At 61.5% G+C, this 20,144-nt stretch carries 17 protein-coding genes; 14 read left to right on the forward strand and 3 right to left on the reverse strand.

Features of this window, described 5'->3' with window-relative positions:
- Positions 1-150: 150 nt before the first annotated feature.
- The 8 genes from ACM6IN_RS08495 (at position 151) to ACM6IN_RS08530 (ending at position 7,644) form a co-directional block, all read left to right on the forward strand.
- Positions 151-918 (forward strand): GntR family transcriptional regulator, encoded by a 768-nt coding sequence (locus ACM6IN_RS08495; protein WP_007918183.1) that lies wholly within the window; start codon positions 151-153, stop codon positions 916-918.
- Positions 915-2,645 (forward strand): fumarate reductase/succinate dehydrogenase flavoprotein subunit, encoded by a 1,731-nt coding sequence (locus ACM6IN_RS08500; RefSeq protein WP_414915782.1) that lies wholly within the window; start codon positions 915-917, stop codon positions 2,643-2,645. The genes ACM6IN_RS08495 and ACM6IN_RS08500 overlap by 4 nt, the downstream gene beginning before the upstream one ends.
- Positions 2,646-2,672: 27 nt before the next feature.
- The gene (locus tag ACM6IN_RS08505) at positions 2,673-2,918 is read left to right on the forward strand and encodes a ferredoxin family protein (protein ID WP_003225615.1); all 246 of its coding nucleotides are present in this window, start codon (positions 2,673-2,675) and stop codon (positions 2,916-2,918) included.
- 217 nt (positions 2,919-3,135) lie between these two features.
- On the forward strand, positions 3,136-4,560 hold the full coding sequence (locus ACM6IN_RS08510; RefSeq protein ID WP_414915783.1) for an ABC transporter substrate-binding protein: 1,425 nt from the start codon (positions 3,136-3,138) through the stop codon (positions 4,558-4,560).
- Positions 4,561-4,782: 222 nt separating this feature from the next.
- Positions 4,783-5,562, forward strand: coding sequence for an ABC transporter permease (locus tag ACM6IN_RS08515; protein ID WP_095113405.1), 780 nt, complete (start codon positions 4,783-4,785; stop codon positions 5,560-5,562).
- Positions 5,562-6,410, forward strand: a complete 849-nt coding sequence (locus tag ACM6IN_RS08520) for an ABC transporter ATP-binding protein (protein ID WP_007912497.1) — start codon at positions 5,562-5,564, stop codon at positions 6,408-6,410. Before ACM6IN_RS08515 ends, ACM6IN_RS08520 begins: the two co-directional genes overlap by 1 nt.
- Positions 6,407-7,369 carry a HEAT repeat domain-containing protein gene (locus tag ACM6IN_RS08525; protein ID WP_414915784.1) on the forward strand — a complete coding sequence of 321 codons (963 nt, stop codon included), beginning with the start codon at positions 6,407-6,409 and terminating at the stop codon, positions 7,367-7,369. Before ACM6IN_RS08520 ends, ACM6IN_RS08525 begins: the two co-directional genes overlap by 4 nt.
- Positions 7,366-7,644, forward strand: a complete 279-nt coding sequence (locus tag ACM6IN_RS08530) for a DUF971 domain-containing protein (RefSeq protein ID WP_414915785.1) — start codon at positions 7,366-7,368, stop codon at positions 7,642-7,644. The genes ACM6IN_RS08525 and ACM6IN_RS08530 overlap by 4 nt, the downstream gene beginning before the upstream one ends.
- 123 nt (positions 7,645-7,767) lie before the next feature.
- On the opposite strand, the gene ACM6IN_RS08535 is transcribed toward ACM6IN_RS08530, so the two are convergent.
- The 3 genes from ACM6IN_RS08535 to ACM6IN_RS08545 form a co-directional block, all read right to left on the reverse strand.
- Positions 7,768-9,426 carry a phosphoethanolamine transferase gene (locus ACM6IN_RS08535; RefSeq protein WP_414915786.1) on the reverse strand — a complete coding sequence of 553 codons (1,659 nt, stop codon included), beginning with the start codon at positions 9,424-9,426 and terminating at the stop codon, positions 7,768-7,770.
- A gap of 210 nt (positions 9,427-9,636) precedes the next feature.
- Complete coding sequence (locus ACM6IN_RS08540; RefSeq protein ID WP_414915787.1) at positions 9,637-10,374, reverse strand: TorF family putative porin; 738 nt, start codon at positions 10,372-10,374, stop codon at positions 9,637-9,639.
- A gap of 144 nt (positions 10,375-10,518) precedes the next feature.
- Positions 10,519-12,261, reverse strand: coding sequence for an amidohydrolase (locus tag ACM6IN_RS08545; protein WP_414915788.1), 1,743 nt, complete (start codon positions 12,259-12,261; stop codon positions 10,519-10,521).
- A 103-nt stretch (positions 12,262-12,364) separates the two neighbouring features.
- On the opposite strand from ACM6IN_RS08545, the gene ACM6IN_RS08550 reads away from it, so the two are divergent.
- From ACM6IN_RS08550 to ACM6IN_RS08575, 6 genes are all read left to right on the forward strand, one after another.
- On the forward strand, positions 12,365-13,282 hold the full coding sequence (locus ACM6IN_RS08550) for a LysR family transcriptional regulator (RefSeq protein ID WP_007912513.1): 918 nt from the start codon (positions 12,365-12,367) through the stop codon (positions 13,280-13,282).
- 178 nt (positions 13,283-13,460) lie between these two features.
- Positions 13,461-14,078 (forward strand): transcriptional repressor LexA, encoded by a 618-nt coding sequence (lexA, locus tag ACM6IN_RS08555; RefSeq protein ID WP_007912515.1) that lies wholly within the window; start codon positions 13,461-13,463, stop codon positions 14,076-14,078.
- A complete protein-coding gene (imuA, locus tag ACM6IN_RS08560; protein ID WP_007912516.1) occupies positions 14,078-14,695 on the forward strand; it encodes a translesion DNA synthesis-associated protein ImuA in 618 nt (205 codons plus the stop codon). Before lexA ends, imuA begins: the two co-directional genes overlap by 1 nt.
- A 7-nt stretch (positions 14,696-14,702) precedes the next feature.
- A complete protein-coding gene (locus ACM6IN_RS08565; RefSeq protein ID WP_007912519.1) occupies positions 14,703-16,118 on the forward strand; it encodes a Y-family DNA polymerase in 1,416 nt (471 codons plus the stop codon).
- Positions 16,115-19,192, forward strand: coding sequence for an error-prone DNA polymerase (locus ACM6IN_RS08570; RefSeq protein ID WP_414915789.1), 3,078 nt, complete (start codon positions 16,115-16,117; stop codon positions 19,190-19,192). Before ACM6IN_RS08565 ends, ACM6IN_RS08570 begins: the two co-directional genes overlap by 4 nt.
- A 261-nt stretch (positions 19,193-19,453) precedes the next feature.
- Positions 19,454-20,140 carry a CsgG/HfaB family protein gene (locus ACM6IN_RS08575; RefSeq protein ID WP_161986630.1) on the forward strand — a complete coding sequence of 229 codons (687 nt, stop codon included), beginning with the start codon at positions 19,454-19,456 and terminating at the stop codon, positions 20,138-20,140.
- Positions 20,141-20,144: the final 4 nt, after the last annotated feature.

Consider the following 20,144-nt stretch of genomic DNA (forward strand, 5'->3'; position numbering starts at 1 on the left):
ATGAGACCGCGATCCCCTGTAGGAGCTGCCGAAGGCTGCGATCTTTTGATTTTCAACACCGAATCTAAGGTTATGCCCAAACAATATTTCTAACCTTGTCATAACAACTCTAAGATCACGTCATAACTCGTTATAACAAGTGATCCCGCGATGACCGATAACGTTCTCTCTCTTAGCCCGCTCTCCTTATCAAGTGTCCCGCTGCACACCCAGCTGCGCGACGTTCTCCGTGCGCGCATTCTCGACGGCGAATACCCGCAAGACAGCCAGATGCCCTCCGAAAGCGAACTCGGCGCGCTGTTCAAAGTCAGCCGCATCACCGTGCGCCAGGCGCTCGGCGATCTGCAAAAGGAAGGGCTGATCTTCAAGATCCACGGCAAAGGCACCTTCGTCGCCAAGCCGAAAACCTTTCAGAACGTCAGCAGCCTGCAAGGCCTCGCCGAGTCGATGACCGGGCGTGGCTACGAGGTGATCAACCGCCTGCGCAGCTTCAAATTCATCCCGGCCGACAAGCGCGTCGCCGAGCGTTTGCAAGTCGCCGAGGGCGAGATCGTCACGCAGATCAAACGTGTACGGCTGATCAACCGCGAGCCGATCTCGCTGGAAATCACCTACCTGCCCAAAGCCGTCGGCGAGCGCCTGGAGAAGGCCGATCTGGTCACCCGCGACATCTTCCTGATTCTCGAAAACGACTGCGGCATTGCCCTCGGCCACGCCGATCTGGCCATCGACGCGGTGCTGGCCGACAGCGACCTGACCCAGGCGCTGAACGTCGAGGCCGGCTCGCCGATCATGCGCATCGAACGTTTGACCCACGACGCGCAAGGCCAGCCGCTGGACTTCGAACACCTTTATTACCGTGGCGATGCGTTTCAGTACCGCCTGCGGATCGACCGGCAAAAAGGGGAGCAGGCATGACCCGCAACGTGCTCGAACAGGAATACGACATCGTCGTCATCGGCGGCGGCACCGCAGGGCCGATGGCCGCGATCAAAGCCAAGGAAAAGAACCGCGACCTGCGCGTGTTGCTGGTCGACAAGGCCAACGTCAAACGCAGCGGCGCGATCAGCATGGGCATGGACGGCCTGAACAACGCGATCATTCCCGGCCACTCGACACCGGAGCAGTACACCAAGGAAATCACCATCGCCAACGACGGCATCGTCAATCAGGCGGCGGTGTACGCCTATGCAACGCACAGCTTCGAAACCATTGAACAACTCGACCGCTGGGGCGTGAAGTTCGAGAAGGATGAAACCGGCGATTACGCGGTGAAAAAAGTCCACCACATGGGCGCCTACGTGCTGCCGATGCCGGAAGGGCACGACATCAAAAAAGTCCTCTATCGCCAATTGAAACGTGCGCGGGTGAGCATCACCAATCGTCTCGTTTGCACGCGGTTGCTGACCGACGCGGAGGGCACCGTCAATGGTGTGATGGGCTTCGACTGCCGCACTGCCGATTTCCACGTAATCAAGGCCAAAGCGGTGATTCTTGCCTGCGGTGCTGCCGGACGCCTCGGCTTGCCGTCGTCGGGCTACTTGATGGGCACCTACGAAAACCCGACCAACGCTGGCGACGGCTACGCAATGGCCTATCACGCGGGTGCCGAACTGGCCAACCTCGAATGCTTCCAGATCAACCCGTTGATCAAGGATTACAACGGCCCGGCCTGCGCCTACGTCACCGGTCCGCTGGGTGGCTACACCGCCAACAACAAGGGCGAACGCTTCATCGAGTGCGACTACTGGAGCGGGCAGATGATGTGGGAGTTCCACCAGGAACTGGAGAGCGGCAACGGTCCGGTGTTTCTCAAACTCGATCACCTGGCGGAAGAAACCATCCAGAACATCGAGGAAATCCTGCACAGCAACGAGCGCCCGAGCCGTGGCCAGTTCCACGCCAATCGCGGCACCGATTACCGCACGCAAATGGTTGAAATGCACATCTCCGAAATCGGCTTTTGCAGCGGCCACTCGGCGTCTGGGGTGTGGGTCAACGAGCGTGCCGAGACCTCGGTGAAAGGGTTGTACTCGGCGGGTGACATGGCCGCTGTGCCGCACAACTATATGCTCGGCGCGTTCACGTATGGCTGGTTCGCTGGGCACAACGCCGCCGACTTTGTCGCCGGGCGCGAGTTTTCCGCGCTGGATGCCGCGCAAATCGAAAAGGAAAAGGCTCGGGTCTACGCACCGCTGGATCGTGAAAACGGTCTGCCGCCAGCGCAGGTCGAGTACAAGCTGCGGCGCTTCGTCAACGACTACCTGCAACCGCCGAAAGTGACCAAAAAGATGCAGATCGGCCTGCAGCGCTTCAGCGACATCGAACGCGATCTCGAGCAGATGAAGGCCAGCAACGCCCACGAACTGATGCGCGCGATGGAAACCAGCGTGATCCGCGACTGCGCCGAAATGGCCGCGCGCGCCTCGTTGTTCCGCGCCGAAAGCCGCTGGGGCCTGTACCACTATCGCGTCGATCACCCGCAACGCAACGACAGCGAATGGTTCTGTCATTGCCACCTGAAGAAGGGCGAGGACGGCCAGATGACCAGTTTCAAGAAAGCCGTCGAGCCTTACATCATCCCGCTCGATGCCGAGGAAATGCAGGCTTACGACCGTTTGCGGGTCGGCGCTTTCGCCGCTTGATACATCAATAACCAGAGAGCCCGAACCATGGCCTATCAAGCTCAGGAAATCTTCTTCCGCTCCAACGCCCCCGTCACCGTGGACGAGGACAAATGCATCGCCGAAAAGGGCTGCACCGTGTGCGTGGATGTCTGCCCGATGGACTTGCTGGCGATCAATCCGGCGACGCAAAAGGCCTACATGGCGTTCGATGAATGCTGGTACTGCATGCCGTGCGAGAAGGATTGCCCGACGGGTGCCGTCAAAGTCGACATCCCCTATTTATTGCGTTGATTGAAAGGGCCTCATCGCTGGCAAGCCAGCTCCCACAGGTTCCTCTGTTGTTAGCGACATCTGTGTCCCACTGAAAATCCCTGTGGGAGCTGGCTTGCCAGCGATGAGGCCCGCCTGGACAACATAAAAGCTACCCGGAAACACCCGGACGCTGGATTCACCGAAAACCCCTCGTTTCCCACCGCGCCCTGATCGTGGCGGAGACGAACTCAAATAAATGATTCGAGGGGAAACACTCATGTTGCGTGCAGCAATCGCCGGTCTGGTACTGGCTTCGTTCACCGTGTCGGCCTCGGCCGAAACCATCCGCATCGCCATCGGCACCCAGGACACCACCATCAACTGCGCCGCTGGCGGGCTGTTGATTCGTGAACTCGGCCTGCTCGACAAATACCTGCCCCACGACGGCACCTACAAAGACGCCAAGTACGACGTTCAGTGGAAAAACTTCACCAGCGGCGCGCCACTGACCAACGAAATGGTTGCCGGCAAACTCGACTTCGGTGCCATGGCTGATTTCCCCGGTGCGTTCAACGGTGTTGCGTTCGAAACCGCCGGCAAACACAGCCTGTTCATCAGCGTGCTCTCGGGCAGTATCAAGGGCAGCGGCAACGGCATCGTCGTGCCGAGCGCGTCGGGCGTGCAGGCGCTGAGCGAACTCAAGGGCAAGACGATTTCCGTGCCGTTCGCCTCCACCGCCCACGGCATGTTGCTGCGTGCGGTGGCGGCGCAGGGCTGGGATCCGCTCAAGGATGTGAACATCATCGCCCAGCCGCCGGAAGTCGCCGGCTCGGCGTTGCAGGCCGGCAAGATCGACGCTCACGCCGATTTCGTGCCGTTCGCCGAGCTGTTCCCGAGCCGTGGTTTCGCCCGCAAGATCTACGACGGCGCACAGGCCAATGCGCCGACATTCCATGGCGCGCTGGTGGATCAGGCTTACGCCAAAAAATATCCAGAGATTGTCGTCGCGTATCTGCGTGCGAGCATCGAGGCCAATCAATTGCTCGCCGCCGAGCCTGAGAAGTACAGCGAGTTGATCGCCAAAGTCACCGGGGTCGATGCCGAAGTGAATTACCTGTTTCACGGTCCGCTCGGCGTGCAGACCCGCGACCTGAGCTGGAAGCTTGAATATCGCCAGGCAGTCGGCACGGCTATCGATACGTTGAAGCTGCTGAAGAAGGCTGATCGCGGGCTCGATCTGAATACCTTCATTGACGATCAATACATTCGTGCGGCGTTCAAGGCGTCGGGTCTGGATTACACGGCGCAGTTGGCCAACTACGCGCAGACGCCGCTGAAGGCTACGGATGCCGCAACCGGTAACGCAATCACCGACTTCAGCCATGTTGCGGAAATCTGGGTGCGCGGTGAGGACAAAGTCCGCCGCTATGCCTCGGCCGAGTCTGCCTTCACTGCACTGGCGGCTTTGAAGCAGGAAGGCAAAAACATTCGGGCGGTGTATGCGCAGGCCAGTGACAGCGGGATCAAGCTGCTCGCGGACCAGGCGTGGTTTGCCAGTGATGCCAAGGGGCGCCTGAGCGCGTTCCTGCTTAAGGGTCAGGCCCAGCAATATGCCTCGGCGCAGGGTGGCAAGGTCCTCGATTTCAGCGATGCCACTGCCCAGGCGGTTGCTGCCCGCTGACTCAAGATCAAGAGCCCCTCACCCTGGCCCTCTCCCGGAGGGAGAGGGGACTGACCGCGGTGTTTGGGCGAGGTACGCCGACCGGAAATACCGAGCCGAACTCAGGCTTGAAAGGCATGAAGATCGGCTCCCTTTCCCCCTCGCCCCCCTTGGGGGGAGAGGGCTGGGGTGAGGGGGGTAAATCTCAGCCACAACACAGATCCAGAACTGGAAACCCGCTCCATGAAAACACCCATCCGCTGGACATCAAGAGCCGCATCCTTGCTGCTCTGTCTGCTGTTCTGGCAACTCGCCGCCAGCCACCACTGGAACCTCGGCCTCGTCACCTTCGCCAACGTGCCAACACCCTTGGCCGTCATCGAAGCTGCACTGGGTCTCGGCGACTCCGGCAAGCTCCTGCAACACCTGATCGCCAGCCTCAGCCGCGTGTTCGCCGGTTACCTCGCCGCACTGCTGATCGGCATCGCCCTCGGTCTGGCCATCGGCCGCTCGAAATGGGCCGAAGACCTGCTGCTGCCACCACTGGAAGTCCTGCGCCCAATCCCTGCAGTCGCATGGATTCCATTGGCGATCCTGATGTTTCCATCGTCTGAACTGTCGATGGTCTTCATCACCTTCACCGGCGCACTGTTCCCGATCCTGCTCAACACCGTGCACGGCGTCGAGGGCGTCGACCCACGCCTGATCGCCTCGGCGAAAAGCCTCGGGGCAGGGCGCCGGGCGATCCTGCTGGAGGTGATTCTCCCAGGCGCGGCACCCAGCATCATCACGGGGCTGGCGATCGGCATGGGCACTTCGTGGTTCTGTCTGGTGACGGCGGAAATGATCTCCGGCCAGTTCGGCATCGGTTACTACACCTGGGAGTCCTACACCATTCAGAACTACGCCGACATCGTTGTCGGCATGCTGCTGATCGGCGTATTGGGCATGGGCAGCAGTCTGCTGATCAAACGCCTGGGCGGGCTGTTCACGCCTTGGCATCGACCGCGAGGAAAAGCCTGATGAGCGTGATGCAAACCCCGGAAGGGCGGATCGACATCCGCCAGTTGTCCATCGTTCTCGGCGCAGGGCGTGAGGCGTTCGAAGCGGTGCGCGAACTCGATTGCCAGATCGAACCCGGCCAGTTCGTGTGTATTCTCGGCCCGTCCGGTTGCGGCAAATCGACCTTGCTCGGCGCTCTGGCCGGGCATTTGAGCGCTCACGCCGGGAGCCTGAAAGTCGATGGCGCGGCGGTGTCCGGCCCGTCACCGCAGCGCGGCATGGTGTTTCAGCACCACACGCTGTTTCCGTGGCGCACGGTGCGTGACAACGTGGCTTTCGGCCTGAAAATGCGTGGCATCGGCAAGGCTGAGCGCCATCGCGCCGCTGACGAAATCCTCAAACTGGTCGGCCTCGAAGGTTTCGCCGAACGCTGGCCCGATCAGCTCTCCGGTGGCATGCAGCAACGCGTCGAGATCGCCCGGGTGCTGGTCAATCGCCCGCGTCTGTTGCTGATGGATGAGCCGTTCGGCGCGCTGGATGCCTTGACCCGCCTGAACATGCAAGAACTGCTGCTGGACATCTGGACGCGCATCCGCACCACGGTGGTGTTCGTCACTCACGACATCGACGAGGCGCTGTTCCTCGCTGACCGCTTGCTGGTGATGAGTGCGCGGCCGGGGCGAATCATTGAAGACCTGCGTCTGGACTTCGCCCGACCACGTACCAGCGAACTGGTCACCAGCCCCGAGTTCTCCCGGCTCAAACGCCACTGCCTCGACCTGCTGCGCCACGACAACGACCGACCGCTGCCGCGCCTCAATCCGCTCGGCCTGCCTCCCGAAAACCCTTTGCCGCGATTTGCCCTATGACCTCTATTTTTGCTGTGACCGATAACCAAGACATTCTCGATCTGCGACCGCGCCTGACTGCTGAAGATGCTGGTGTGCGGCGTATTGCGCTGATTGATCTGGCGGATCTGGAAGAGCCGGATGGCTTGCTTTGGCTGGTTGATCGCCTGAGGCAAGATCCCGCTGAAGAAGTCCGCGCCGAAGCCGCACGTTTGCTGGAAGCCTGGGAAGATGAGGCCGTCGTGCAAGCCTTGTGTGAAGCCTTGACCGACCCGTCGCCCGCCGTGCAATCGGCCGCCGCGCAGAGCCTGAGCTTGCTCAAAACGGAAGCGGCGGGGCAGGTGATTTTGCCGTGGACTGATCATGCCGACGTCAGTGTGCGTATCGCTGCGTTCCGTGCCTTGCGTGAGTTGCGTTTCGCCGACGCCGCGCCGGCTGCGGTTTCGGCGCTGAACGATGCCGACGCCAGCGTTCGTCGTGAAGCCGTGGGCGTGCTTGGCTGGCTCAAGCACCTCGACGCTTTGCCCGCCCTGGCACGATTGGCCAGCGCTGACCCGGACACCGAAGTGCGCCGTGCTGCGACTGGCGCTTTGGGACTGGCCTCCAGCGCCGAAGTGTTGCCAGCCCTGTGCCAGGCTTTGCAGGACGACGCCTGGCAAGTGCGCGAAGAAGCCGCGACGACCTTGGGCAAGGTCGGCCACATTGACGCTGGCTCTGCACTGGTCGAAGCCTTGAGCGATGACTACTGGCAAGTGCGCCTGCGCGCTACTCGCAGCCTCGGTCGTCTGCGTTTCGCACCGGCGCTGGATGCGCTGATCGACACCCTTGCTCATCGCATCAGCAACCTGCGCAAAGAGGCCGCGCTGGCCTTGGGCGAACTCAATGATCGCGGCGCCGTGGCCGCCTTGCAGGCCGCGCAGGACGACGGTGACCCGGAAGTGCGCAAAGCCGTGCGCATTGCCTTGAGTCAGTTGCAATGAACCCGCTGTCAGTCGGTAATTCGCAAAGCGAAGGCACCTTGCGCTTGAGCTGGCCGGACGGCCGCGAACAACAGCTCAACCACGCCGAACTGCGCCGCCAGTGCCCATGCTCGCAATGCCGCGCGTTTCGCCTGAAAGGCCTGACGCCCAAGGTCGATGATCGCGTGCGCCTGATCGAACTCAACCCCCAGGGCTACGGCGTGCAACTGATCTTCAGCGACGGCCACCAACGCGGCATCTACCCGTGGGCCTATCTGGCAAACCTCACCTCCTGAGAGCACCATTTACCCTGTGGGAGCTGGCTTGCCAGTGATGGCGGCTTGTCAGTCAACACAGATGCCGGATGTGCCGGCCTTATCGCTGGCAAGCCAGCTCCCACAGGGATCTTCAGTGTTTGGTTAATTCGTGGCCGTCATCGCCGGCCGGCAGCCATGAAAAATATCCAGCCCCGGCTGATACACCGAGGTCTTCACCTCAAACAACCCCAGCACCGAGTGAAACAGGTTGTCGTGGCTCAAATCCGCCTGCCCGGTCTTGCCTTGCAGACACCCGCGATCAATCCCTTCACTCGCCAGCGTGCCGTCGCCAAACCACATCACCATCGGCACATGGGTCTGCGCTTCAGGTGCCAGCGCATACGGCGCGGCGTGCAGATACAAACCGTTTTCGCCCAGCGATTCACCGTGATCGGAGACGTACACCATCGACGTGTCCAGCGAGTCCTGATTACGCTTGAGCAGCTCAATCACCTTGGCGAGGAAATGGTCGGTGTAGAGAATCGTGTTGTCGTACACGTTCACCAGTTCATCGCCGCTGCAACTGCCCAGTTGATTGGTGTGGCAGATCGGTTTGAAGCGCTCCATGTCTTTCGGATAGCGCTCGTAGTACTCGGGGCCGTGGCTGCCGTCGGCATGCAGGACGATGATCGCGTGGCCCTTGAGGCTGTCGATGTAGCTTTGCAGATCGGCCAGCAGTGCTTCGTCGAGGCAGTTGTTGCCATCGCAGAACGGCCCCGGCTGGTTCTTCGCAATATCGCGATGCGGCACGCGCAGGCAGGTGCCTTTGCAGTCGCTGTTATTGTCCAGCCACAGCACTTGCACGCCGGCACGCTGGAGGATGTCGAGCAGGCCCTCGTAGGTTTTGCCTTTCTTGTCGCTGTAATCCTCACGCGGGAACTTCGAGAACATGCACGGCACCGAGACCGCCGTCGACGTGCCGCAGGAGTGCACCTGAGTGAAGTTGAGGATGTCCAGTTTGCTCAGTTCGGGATTGGTCTCGCGCGTATAACCGTTCAGCGAAAAGTGATCGGCGCGGGCGGTTTCACCGACCACAAAGACCATCAGCGATTTCTTCTCGCGGCTGGCCGCCTTGGCGCTCATCACCGCGTCTTCGCCAATGGCCTGCACCACAAAGTGCTTTTTGATGCCCAGGCGTTGCTTGGTGTATTTGCTGATCGCGTAGATGTAGTTGGTCGGGTTGATGAAGTGGGTGAGCTTGTCTTCTTCGCGGAAGATCGGCGCGTAGGTCGAATAGAACGCGCCCACCGACGCAGCGATCACCAGCACGCAGGCGATGATCACCAACACCTTGTTGAGCAAGCCGCGAAAGAACGGCCGATAACTCACCGGCCAACGCCAGATCAATGCCGCTGGCAACACGCCGAGCAGCAGCACGTAAGCCAGCAGCTTGCCGTTGAACAGTGCGGAGGCTTCGGCGGGGCTGGTTTCGAAGACATTCTGAATCATCACCGTGTCGATGGTGATGCCGTATTCGTTCATGAAATACGCGGCGCAGGCCGAGAGCAGGGCGACCACGGTGAGCAGCGGTTTCAGTGTCCAGCGAAACGACACCAGGGTCAGCAGCAGGGTGATCGCGGCCCACAAAAACAGCCCGAACGAAGCGAAAAACGCCACTTTGTGCGCGCCCTGCAGGGTGATCAGCGTGCCCAGCGCCTTCCAGGTCGCCAGGTTGTACAACGCCACCAGCGCCAGGGAAAACAGCAGCACCAGTCGGGTAGGCGTGATGGACGGTAAACGCAGTCCGTTGCCCAAAGCCATGTCAAACATTCCTCTACATGAATAGAAAGCCACGCGGTTGCGCGGGTAACTGTAGAAGAGCATTAGTAAAAAATTCGTAAACATCCTGTAACAAGTTCGACCCCATTTCCTGTAGGAGCTGCCGAAGGCTGCGATCTTTTGATGTTGTTCTTAACATCAAGATCAAAAGATCGCAGCCTTCGGCAGCTCCTACAGAGGAATTTCGGTGGGTCAGAAGGATTTGCTGACGCTGGCGACGATGGTTGCCGTGCAGACATCCTTGAAGCCCCAATTACTCAGGCACTGGGTTTGCGACAGATCGGTGTCGATGTAGCTCAGGCCCAACACCACCCCGGCCAGATTGTGGGTGAGTTTGACTTCCCATTCGCGATAACTGTCTTCGGCCTGCCCGGACGCCGAATACAAATGCGGATCCTTGAAATCCATATTGCCGTAGCGCAGCTTCAAGCCCGAGTCGAACGGCAACTCGGTTTCATAACCGATGTAGGTGTACAGCGAACTCTGCTTGCTATCGATCCCCGGCGCATCGTTGGAGTAGTACGCCGCCAGCTTCACCCCGTACACCCCGAGAATCCCGTAGACCTCGCTCTGGTTGAACTGGCTTTCCTTGGGGTAGGCGTATTTGATGTAGCCCAGATCGAGGCTGACATCCTCGGTCGCCTGCCACAGCCAGCCGCCGTAGTAATCGACTTCCTGCCGGGTTTTCAGGCCACCGCCGAAATCGACGTTGGAACTCCACGCGCCAAGGTACAGACCGCTGCTGTGCGCGAGGGTCAGGCCGGCCTGTGCGGCGGGGTCATTCTGGGTTTGCGAGATGCCACGGGTCCGGTAGTCGCTGGCTAAAGTGAGATCCACCAACAGCGCAAAATCATCGTTCAAGGGGATCGCAAAGCTGCTCAAGGGCAGCACGCTCAAGAAACTCAGGGCGAACAGGGGCAAGGCTTTCATGTGAAGTCCCGATGTTGTGATTGTTATGGGGGCAGGAGGTAAACCTGCAGGAGCTGCCGCAGGCTGCGATCTTTTGATCTTGGTTTTTAAAATCAAAGTCAAAAGATCGCAGCCTGCGGCAGTTCCTACAGGGGAAACGCGTTGTTAGTGGGTGGCGGTGTAGACCTGACGACCGCCGAACCAGGTTTGCAGGACTTTGGTGTCATGCAGGGCTTTGTTATCGACGCTGAACACATCACGATCGAGCACGATGAAGTCGGCCTGTTTGCCCGGCGTCAGCGAGCCGATCTGCTTCTCCAGACCAATCGTCCGCGCCGCATTAACGGTGTAGGCGTAGAACATGGTGTCGCGATCCAGACGCTCGTCGGCATTGAGCACACCCAACGGGCCGACGCGAGTAATTGCTTGAGCCATGGCATTGAACGGGTTTGGCGAAGACACCGGCCAGTCACTCGCACCGGCAATCGTCGCGCCCTGTTTCAGCAGCGAGTGCGCCGGGTACTGATAGCGGAAGGCAAGGGCGCTGACATAGGGCTTGATCATGTCGGTGGTGTAGTCGTCGGCGCTGGCCCATAGCAACTGCATCGAGGCGATGACGTTGAGCGGCTTGAAGCGGGCGAACTCTTTCGGGTTGACCATTTGCAAGTGAGTGATCGAGTGGGTCACGCCGCTCTGCCGATCCTTGCGCGCCTGCGCGATGCCGTTCAGCGCTTCGCGCACCGCGCGGTCGCCGATCGCGTGGATGTGCACCAGCCAGCCGCGCTGGTCGATGGCGCTGACCAGTTCGCCGAAATGCTGCGGATCGATCAGCAGTTCGCCCTGTTTGTGCGAGTTGCTGTACGGGTCGATCATCGCCGCGCTCTGCGCCGGGAACTCGATCACGCCGTCGGCGAAGATCTTGATGCCGGGCAGGGTCAGGTTGGGAATGCCTTGGAATTGCTGGCGCACCTTGTCCAGCGTGTCGAGGTCGGCGGGTACGCTTTTCGGGTTGGCCACCAGCAGCGCCGCGACGTGCACGCTCATGTCGCCGCTTTCTGACAAGGCTTTATAGGCCGGCAGCACGCCGACGGTTTTCTCGGTGGGTTTGAGCGCGAACACTGCTTCGCCCGGCGCGGCGTTGGCGGCCGGGTCCATCCACGCGGTGATGCCGAGGCTGTTGTTGTAGCGCACTGCTGATTTGGCGGCGTTCAACATGTCGGCGGGGCTTGGCACCGGCATTTTCGAGGCGACCCGATCCCATCCGGCGTCGACCACAAAACCGTTCGGCTCACCGTTGGCCAATTTGCCGATGGTGTCTTTTTCCGCGTCGGGCAGGGTTTTCAGCAGCGCGGCATCAATGCCGGCGCGCTTGAGCATCACATTGTTGGCCCACGCGGTGTGGTGGTCGCTGCCGATAAATACCACCGGCACATTGGCCCATTCGCCGCTATTGAAGGTGTTGCCCAAGGCCTCGGCCTGCGCCCAATAAACCGAACTCATGCCGGCAATGCTCAGCACATCGTCGTGTTTAGCCTTGCCGTCTGCACGCCAGTCGCGCAGACGTTTTTGCAGTTCGTCGAGGTCGACGACTTCGTCTTCCATGTTCGCCGAGACCATTTCCAGTCCACCGAAAATCGCGTGGGAATGGCTGTCGATCAGGCCGGGCATCAACGCTTTGCCCTTGAGGTCGATGACTTGGGTGCCGGGTTCGATCAAGGCTTTGATCTGCGCATCGGTGCCGACTTTCAGCACTTTGCCGTTCTCCACGGCCAAGGCTTGCACCTTGGGTTGAGTGCGGTCGGCGGTGAAGATCTTGCCGTTGAGCAGCACCAGATCGGCGGCGGCCATGGCTTCCATCGAGGCAAAACTTACAGCGAGAGCCAACAGCTTCGGGATGAATCTTTTCATTGAAGATTTCCTTGTTATTGCGTCTGATGGCGAGATTAGTGGCTGGCGACGGCCGACAGAACGCCTCCCTCACGAAAAACGTTTTTGCCTGAATGGAAAAAGCATGGACAAGTTGGGTGCATTGAAAATGTTCGTGGTCACCGCGCAGCTCGGCAGTTTCAGCCGCGCCGCCGAGCAGTTGGGCAAGACCCCGTCGGCGCTGACCAAAGCGGTCAATCACCTGGAATCGGAGCTGGGCGCACGGCTGTTCGAGCGCAGTACGCGGCGGATTCTGCTCACCGAAATCGGTCGGGTGTACCTGGAAACCGCACGGCTGGTGTTGCAGCGACTCGATGAGGCCAGCGAGGAAATCGAGCAGTTGCAGCACGGCTTGCGCGGCAGCCTGAAAATCACCGCCCCGCTGGCCTATGGCCGGGCGTTTCTCGATCAAGTGTGTGACGGATTTTTGCAGCAATACCCGCAGATCAGCCTGCAAGTGGACCTGTGCGATGCCTTCGTCAATCTGCTGGAAAGTGGCTACGACCTGGCGCTGCGCGAGGGCCACGATGACTTGCCGGGGCTGATTGCGCGGGTGGTCGGCAGCAATCGTCTGGCGTTGTGCGCCAGCCCGGAATATCTGGCGCGCAAGGATTTGCCGGTCAATCCGCAAACCCTTGAGCAGCATGAATGGCTGCTCTATCAGCACCCGTTACTCAGCCGCGAATTCTGGTGGGCCGAGCGTGACGGGCAGCGCTTGAGTCTGGCGCAACCCGCAGCGCCGTTGTTGCGCAGTGACAATTACGATTTGTTGCTGGCCAGTGCCTTGGCCGGGCGCGGTTTGCTGCACACGCCGTTGTGGAGCGCCGCGCCGTACATTGCCGACGGGCGACTGGTGCGGGTCATGGCCGATTACGAGATCGACCCGGACACCTTTGGCCCGCACATTCTGGCGGTGTACCCGAGCCACCGCCGGGCCACGGCGAAGGTCGTTGCCTTCATCGATTACATCTCAGCATTTCTCGCCGAACGCGGCCTTAACTGACTCCCCCGCACTGATCGTACTGATCGTTCCCACGCTCTGCGTGGGAATGCCTCTAGGGACGCTCTGCGTCCAGTGACGCGGAGCGTCACGGGCTGCATTCCCACGCGGAGCGTGGGAACGATCAACGTGGGGTGGGCCGACCTGTGGCGCTTGTCAGGAAAATCCTACAGGAGTACAAATGTACTCCATGACGAACCTGACTCCCCGCCGTACCGCCATCCTGACGTTTATCCGCGATCGAATCGCCGAACACGGTCAGCCCCCAAGCCTCGCTGAAATCAGCGAGGCTTTTGGTTTTGCCTCGCGCAGCGTGGCGCGCAAGCACGTGCTGGCGCTCACCGAAGCCGGGTTTATCGAGGTCAATCCGCATCAGGCCCGGGGCATTCGCCTGCTCGGGCAACCGCCACGCCCGGAGCTGCTCGACATCCCCGTGCTCGGCCGCGTCGCTGCCGGTGCGCCGATTGGCGCCGATGCCGACATCCATAGCCGCTTGCTGCTCGACCCGGCGCTGTTCTCCCGCACACCCGACTATATGCTGCGGGTGCAGGGCGATTCGATGATCGAGGACGGCATTCTCGACGGTGATCTGGTCGGCGTACGGCGCAATCCCGAAGCGCTCAACGGCCAGATCGTCGTGGCGCGGCTCGACGGTGAAGTCACTATCAAACGCTTCGAACGGCTCGGCGATGAAGTGCGGCTGTTGCCGCGCAACCCGGCGTACCAGCCGATTGTCGTGCGCGACGATCAGGATCTGGCCATCGAAGGGGTGTTCTGTGGTCTGGTGAGGCAAGGCTGATGGGCGCCGTCGTTGCGTTGGATACGCTGTTCAATGGCGGCCAGGTCTGGAGGGGCCGGCCTGCGCCGCCGGCCGCCAGTCCGCAACCCACCGGGCACGCGGCGCTCGACGCAGCATTGCCCAGCGGTGGCTGGCCGGAAGCGGCGCTGAGCGAAATCCTGTTGGCCGGTCCCGGTGTCGGCGAACTGCAACTGGTCTGGCCGACGCTGGCGCGATTGTCGGCGGCGGGCGAGCGCATTGTGCTGGTAGCGCCGCCGTTCGTGCCGTACCCGCAGGCGTGGGAGAACGCCGGGGTCGATCTGCGCCAGTTGTCGGTGATTCAGGCCAGTGAACGCGATGCCTTGTGGGCGGCGGAACAATGCCTGCGCTCAGGCAGTTGCGGCGCGGTGCTGTGCTGGCCGCACAAGGCTGATGACCGCGCGTTGCGGCGTTTGCAGGTGGCGGCGGAAACCGGCCAGACCCTGGCGTTTGCCTGGCGTCCGTTGAGCGAAGCGGTCAATCCGTCACCGGCAGCATTACGGATCGCCATCGATGCCAAACCCGCGCAGTTGCGCGTGCTCAAGTGCCGTGGCGGTTTGGCGCGTGCGGCGCCGATTGCCTTTGCCGTGGGTCACTGAGGTCGCCATGCGCTGGGTGTGTATTCTGTTCCCGCAATTGGCCCTTGATGCCGTGCTGCGTCAGCGCCCCGATCCTGATGAGCCGTTGGTGCTGCTCAGCGGCCCGGCCCAGCGTCGAGTGCTGCAAGCGGTCAACCCGGCGGCGCGCAAACTCGGGTTGCGCGCTGGCCAGTCGATGACCGCCGCCCAAGCGATGAGCAAAGGGTTTGCCACCGCCGATTACGAGGTGGCCGAGGTCGAGCACTGGCAGCAGTTTCTTGCCGCGTGGGCCTACGGTTTCAGCGCGCAGGTCAGCGTGCATTACCCGCGCGCCGTGGTGTTCGAAATCGAATCGAGCCTGGGGCTGTTCGGTTCCTGGGCGCAGTTTGAAGCACGGTTGCGCAAGGAACTGAGCGATCTGGGCTTTCGCCATCGCATCGTTGCCGCACCGAATCCGGTGGCGGCGCGGGTACTGGCCAATGCTTACGATGGCTTAGTGGTGCCGGACGGCGAAGCCTTGCAGCATCACCTCGGCCAGTTGCCCGTCGACCGTGTCGGCCTGGAGCCGAGCGTGGCCACGGCGTTGTCGCGCATGGGCCTGCGCAACCTCAGTCAGGTGCAGAGCTTGCCGCGTCAGGCGCTGGCCCGACGCTTCGAAGCGCAGATGCTCAAGCACCTCGACACCTTGTTTGGCGCGCGACCCTTGGCGCTGGAGTTTTACTTGCCGCCCGATCGTTTCGATGTGCGCATCGAACTCAACTTTGACGTGCAATCCCATCAGGCGCTGCTGTTTCCGCTACGGCGTTTGACTGGCGATCTGTCGGCGTTCCTCTGCGGGCGCGACAGCGGCGTGCAGCGTTTCGACCTGCATCTGGAACACGCCGGGCTGCCGGACAGCGTGATCAAAGTCGGTTTGCTCAGCGCCGAACGTGATCCGGCGATGCTCTTCGAACTGGCCCGTGGTCGGCTCGAGCAAGTGCAGGTCGAGGCGCCCGTGCGTGGTTTTCGTCTGCGTGCCGAGGACCTGCCGAGCTTCGTGCCGCAGTTTCAGGAACTGTTCGACGACCGTCCGCAGCAGACCTTGCCCTGGGAGCAATTGCGCGAACGCTTGCGTGCACGCTTGGGTGATGACGCCGTGCAGGGGCTGCGCTTTCAGGCTGATCATCGTCCGGAGTGCGCGTGGCAGCACGGTGTCGACAAACAACGCTGCACAGGCTTGCCGAATGTGCAGCGTCCGGGCTGGTTATTGGGTGAACCGCAGAGTGTGGCAGAGGGTTCGGCGCGGATTCTCATGGGCCCGGAACGCATCGAATCCGGCTGGTGGGACGGTGACGATGTGCGCCGCGATTATTACCTGATCCAGAACCGCACCGGCCAACAGGGTTGGGCTTATCGCGCGGTGGGTGAGGGCGGTCCGTTGTGGCTGCAGGGCTGGTTTGCATGAACGACGGTTATGCCGAACTGCACTGCCTGTCGAACTTCAGTTTTCAGCGCGGTGCGTCCAGTGCGCTGGAACTGTTTCAGCGGGCAAAAAAACACGGCTATCAGGCATTGGCGATCACCGATGAGTGTACGTTGGCCGGCATCGTTCGCGCCTGGCAAGCGGCGAAGTCCGTTGAGTTGCCGCTGATCATCGGCAGTGAAGTGCGCATCGACAACGGCCCGAAACTGCTGTTGCTGGTGGAGAACCTTGCAGGCTATCAAGCGCTGTGCGGTTTGATCACGCGCGCGCGGCGGCGTACGCAGAAAGGTCAGTATCAAGTGCTGCGCGAGGACTTTGAGCAAGCGCTGCCGGGATTACTGGTGTTGTGGGTGCCGGATTCACTCGATGATGTGGAAGAGGGCCGTTGGCTGCAGCAGACCTTCGCCGAACGCCTGTGGCTGGCGGTGCAATTGCATCGTGGCCAGGACGATCAGCAGCGGCTGGCGGCGTTGTTGGGGCTGGCCGCCGAGTTGCAGATTCCAGCCGTGGCCAGCGGCGATGTGCATATGCACGCCCGTGGCCGCCGCGCCTTGCAGGACACCATGACCGCGATCCGCCATCACGTGCCGGTGGCCGAGGCAGGGTTGCGTTTGCACCCCAATGGCGAGCGACATTTGCGTAGCGTCGAGGTGTTGCGCGAGTTGTATCCGCAGGCCTTGCTGGATGAATCGGTGAAGCTGGCCCGGCGTTGCACCTTCGATCTCGGCGAATTGCGTTATCAATATCCCAAGGAACTGGTGCCCGAGGAACACAGCGCCAGTTCCTGGCTAAGGCAACTGACCAAGGAAGGCATCGCCTGGCGCTGGGAGAAGGGCGCGCCCTTCAAGGTGCTGAGGCAGATCAACAAAGAACTGAAGCTGATCGCCGAACTCGGCTACGAAAGCTACTTCCTCACCGTGCATGACGTGGTGCGCTTCGCCCGCGAGCAGAAGATTCTGTGTCAGGGTCGGGGCTCGGCAGCCAACTCGGCGGTGTGTTTTGCCTTGGGTATCACCGAAATCGACCCGGATCGCACCACACTGCTGTTCGAACGCTTCATGTCCAAGGAGCGCAACGAGCCGCCGGACATCGACGTCGACTTCGAACACGAGCGCCGCGAAGAAGTCCTGCAATACGTGTTCCGCCGTTACGGCCGTGGTCGCGCGGCGCTGACGGCGGTGGTCAGCACTTACCACGCCGCCGGCGCGGTGCGCGATGTGGCCAAGGCCCTGGGCCTGCCGCCGGATCAGGTCAATGCACTGGCCGATTGCTGCGGCCACTGGAGCGATGAAACGCCGCCGGTCGAGCGTTTGCTCGAAGGCGGCTTCGACCCGGACAGCCCGGTGCTGCGCCGGGTGCTGAGCCTGACCGGGCAGTTGATCGGTTTCCCCCGGCACCTGTCGCAGCATCCTGGCGGTTTCGTGATTTCCGAGCAGCCGCTGGACACGCTGGTGCCGGTGGAGAACGCCGCCATGGCCGAGCGCACGATCATCCAGTGGGACAAGGATGACCTCGACGCGGTCGGGCTGCTTAAGGTGGACATCCTCGCCCTCGGCATGCTCAGTGCGATCCGTCGTTGCTTCGACTTGCTGCGCCGCCATCGCAATATGGACTTGAGTCTGGCGACGATCCCGGCCGAAGACAAACCGACTTACGAGATGATCAGCCGCGCCGACACCATTGGCGTGTTCCAGATCGAGTCGCGGGCGCAGATGTCGATGCTGCCACGTCTGAAACCGGCGAAGTTCTACGATCTGGTGATCGAAGTGGCCATCGTCCGCCCGGGGCCGATTCAGGGCGGGATGGTCCATCCGTACCTGCGCCGGCGCAATAAAGAAGAGAAAGAAACCTATCCGTCACCGGAGCTGGAAGTGGTGCTCAAACGCACCCTCGGCGTGCCGCTGTTTCAGGAACAGGTGATGCAGATCGCGATCGTCGCCGCCGACTACAGCCCCGGCGAGGCCGATCAGTTGCGCCGCTCGATGGCCGCGTGGAAACGCCATGGCGGATTGGAACCGCACAAGGAACGCCTCGCCGCCGGCATGAAGAAAAACGGTTACACGCCGGAGTTCGCCGCGCAGATTTTCGAGCAGATCAAAGGCTTCGGCAGCTACGGCTTCCCCGAATCCCACGCCGCCAGTTTCGCCTTGCTGACCTACGCCAGTTGCTGGCTCAAGTGCCACGAACCGGCGGCGTTCGCCTGTGCGCTGATCAACAGCTGGCCGATGGGTTTCTACAGCCCGGATCAGATTCTCCAGGACGCGCGCCGACACCAGTTGCAAATCCGCCCGGTCGACGTGCGCGCCAGTGACTGGGATTGCAGCCTGGAAACCACCACAGCGGCGCAACCGGCGATCCGTATGGGTCTGCGCATGATCAAGGGCTTTCGCGAGGACGATGCCCGGCGCATCGAGGCGGCGCGGGCGCGCGGGGCGTTTGCCGATGTTGCCGATCTGGGCGAACGGGCCGCACTCGACAGTCGGGCGCAGGCGTTACTGGCCGATTCCGGGGCGTTGCGCGGTTTGGCCGGGCATCGGCATCGGGCGCGCTGGGAAGTGGCCGGGGTGCAGAAGCAGTTGGGTCTGTTTGCCGGGCTGCCGAGTCAGGAGGAGCCGGAGGTGGAGCTGCCCAAACCCAGTGTCGGCGAGGATCTGCACGCCGATTACAGCACCGTCGGCACGACGTTGGGGCCGCATCCGTTGGCGCTGTTGCGTGGCGAACTCAAGGCGCGGCGCTGTCGCAGTTCTCAGGAATTGCTCGACGTCGAGCACGGCCGGCCGGTGAGCGTCGCCGGGCTGGTCACCGGGCGGCAACGACCGGGCACTGCCAGTGGCGTGACCTTCGTGACCCTGGAAGACGAATTCGGCAACGTCAACGTGGTGGTCTGGCGTGATCTGGCCGAGCGTCAGCGGCAAGTGCTGGTGGGCTCGCAACTACTGAAAGTCGATGGCCGCTGGGAGCGCGAAGGTGAAGTGCGCCACCTGATCGCCGGGCGTTTGAGCGACCTCAGCCCGCTGCTTAATGGCATCCGCGTGCAGAGCCGCGATTTCCATTAGCGCGCCCTGATCTGATCGTTCCCACGCTCTGCGTGGTAACGCTTCCCGTGACGCTCCGCGTCACAGCGGACGCGGAGCGTCCGTGGCTGCATTCCCACGCAGAGCGTGGGAACGATCAATGTTCAAGACGGCCAATTCATTGACGTCAAAAAAACCTGTCGCGAATGATGGCACTTTGTCATAATGCCGCCCCTTTTCAACTCCCGCCGCGCATTGCCGTGGTGGGACATCCCCGTTTTTCAAAAGGAATATTCAGTGAGAATGATCTCCCGGATGCTGGTTTCAGGCGTCGCGATTGCTGTGCTCGGCACGATTGCCGGCACACTCGCCGGTTGCGCCACCGAAAGCTCCCGCGCGCTGCCGGTGGCCAAGGTTGAAAGCGCTACACAGGTCTGGACCGGCGTTCGTGTGCCAATGGCCGTGGGCAAGTTCGACAACCGTTCCAGCTACATGCGCGGGATCTTCTCCGACGGCGTTGACCGTCTCGGCGGTCAGGCCAAGACCATCCTCATCACCCACTTGCAGCAGACCAACCGCTTCAGCGTGCTGGATCGCGACAACATGGGTGAAATCCAGCAGGAAGCCGCGATCAAGGGCCAGGCCCAACGCTTGAAAGGCGCTGATTACGTGGTCACCGGTGACGTCACCGAGTTCGGCCGCAAAGAGACTGGCGATCACCAGTTGTTCGGCATTCTTGGTCGTGGCAAGACTCAAGTGGCCTACGCCAAGGTCAACCTGAACATCGTCAACATCAGCACTTCCGAAGTGGTCTATTCGACCCAGGGCGCTGGCGAGTACGCCTTGTCCAACCGCGAAATCATCGGCTTCGGCGGCACCGCTGCCTACGACTCCACCCTCAACGGCAAAGTACTGGATCTGGCCATGCGCGAGGCGATCAATCGTCTGGTCGATGGCATGAACGCCGGTGCCTGGAAACCGGGCAACTGATCGA

Source organism: Pseudomonas sp. IT-P395, assembly GCF_949767675.1.
Classification (GTDB): domain Bacteria; phylum Pseudomonadota; class Gammaproteobacteria; order Pseudomonadales; family Pseudomonadaceae; genus Aquipseudomonas.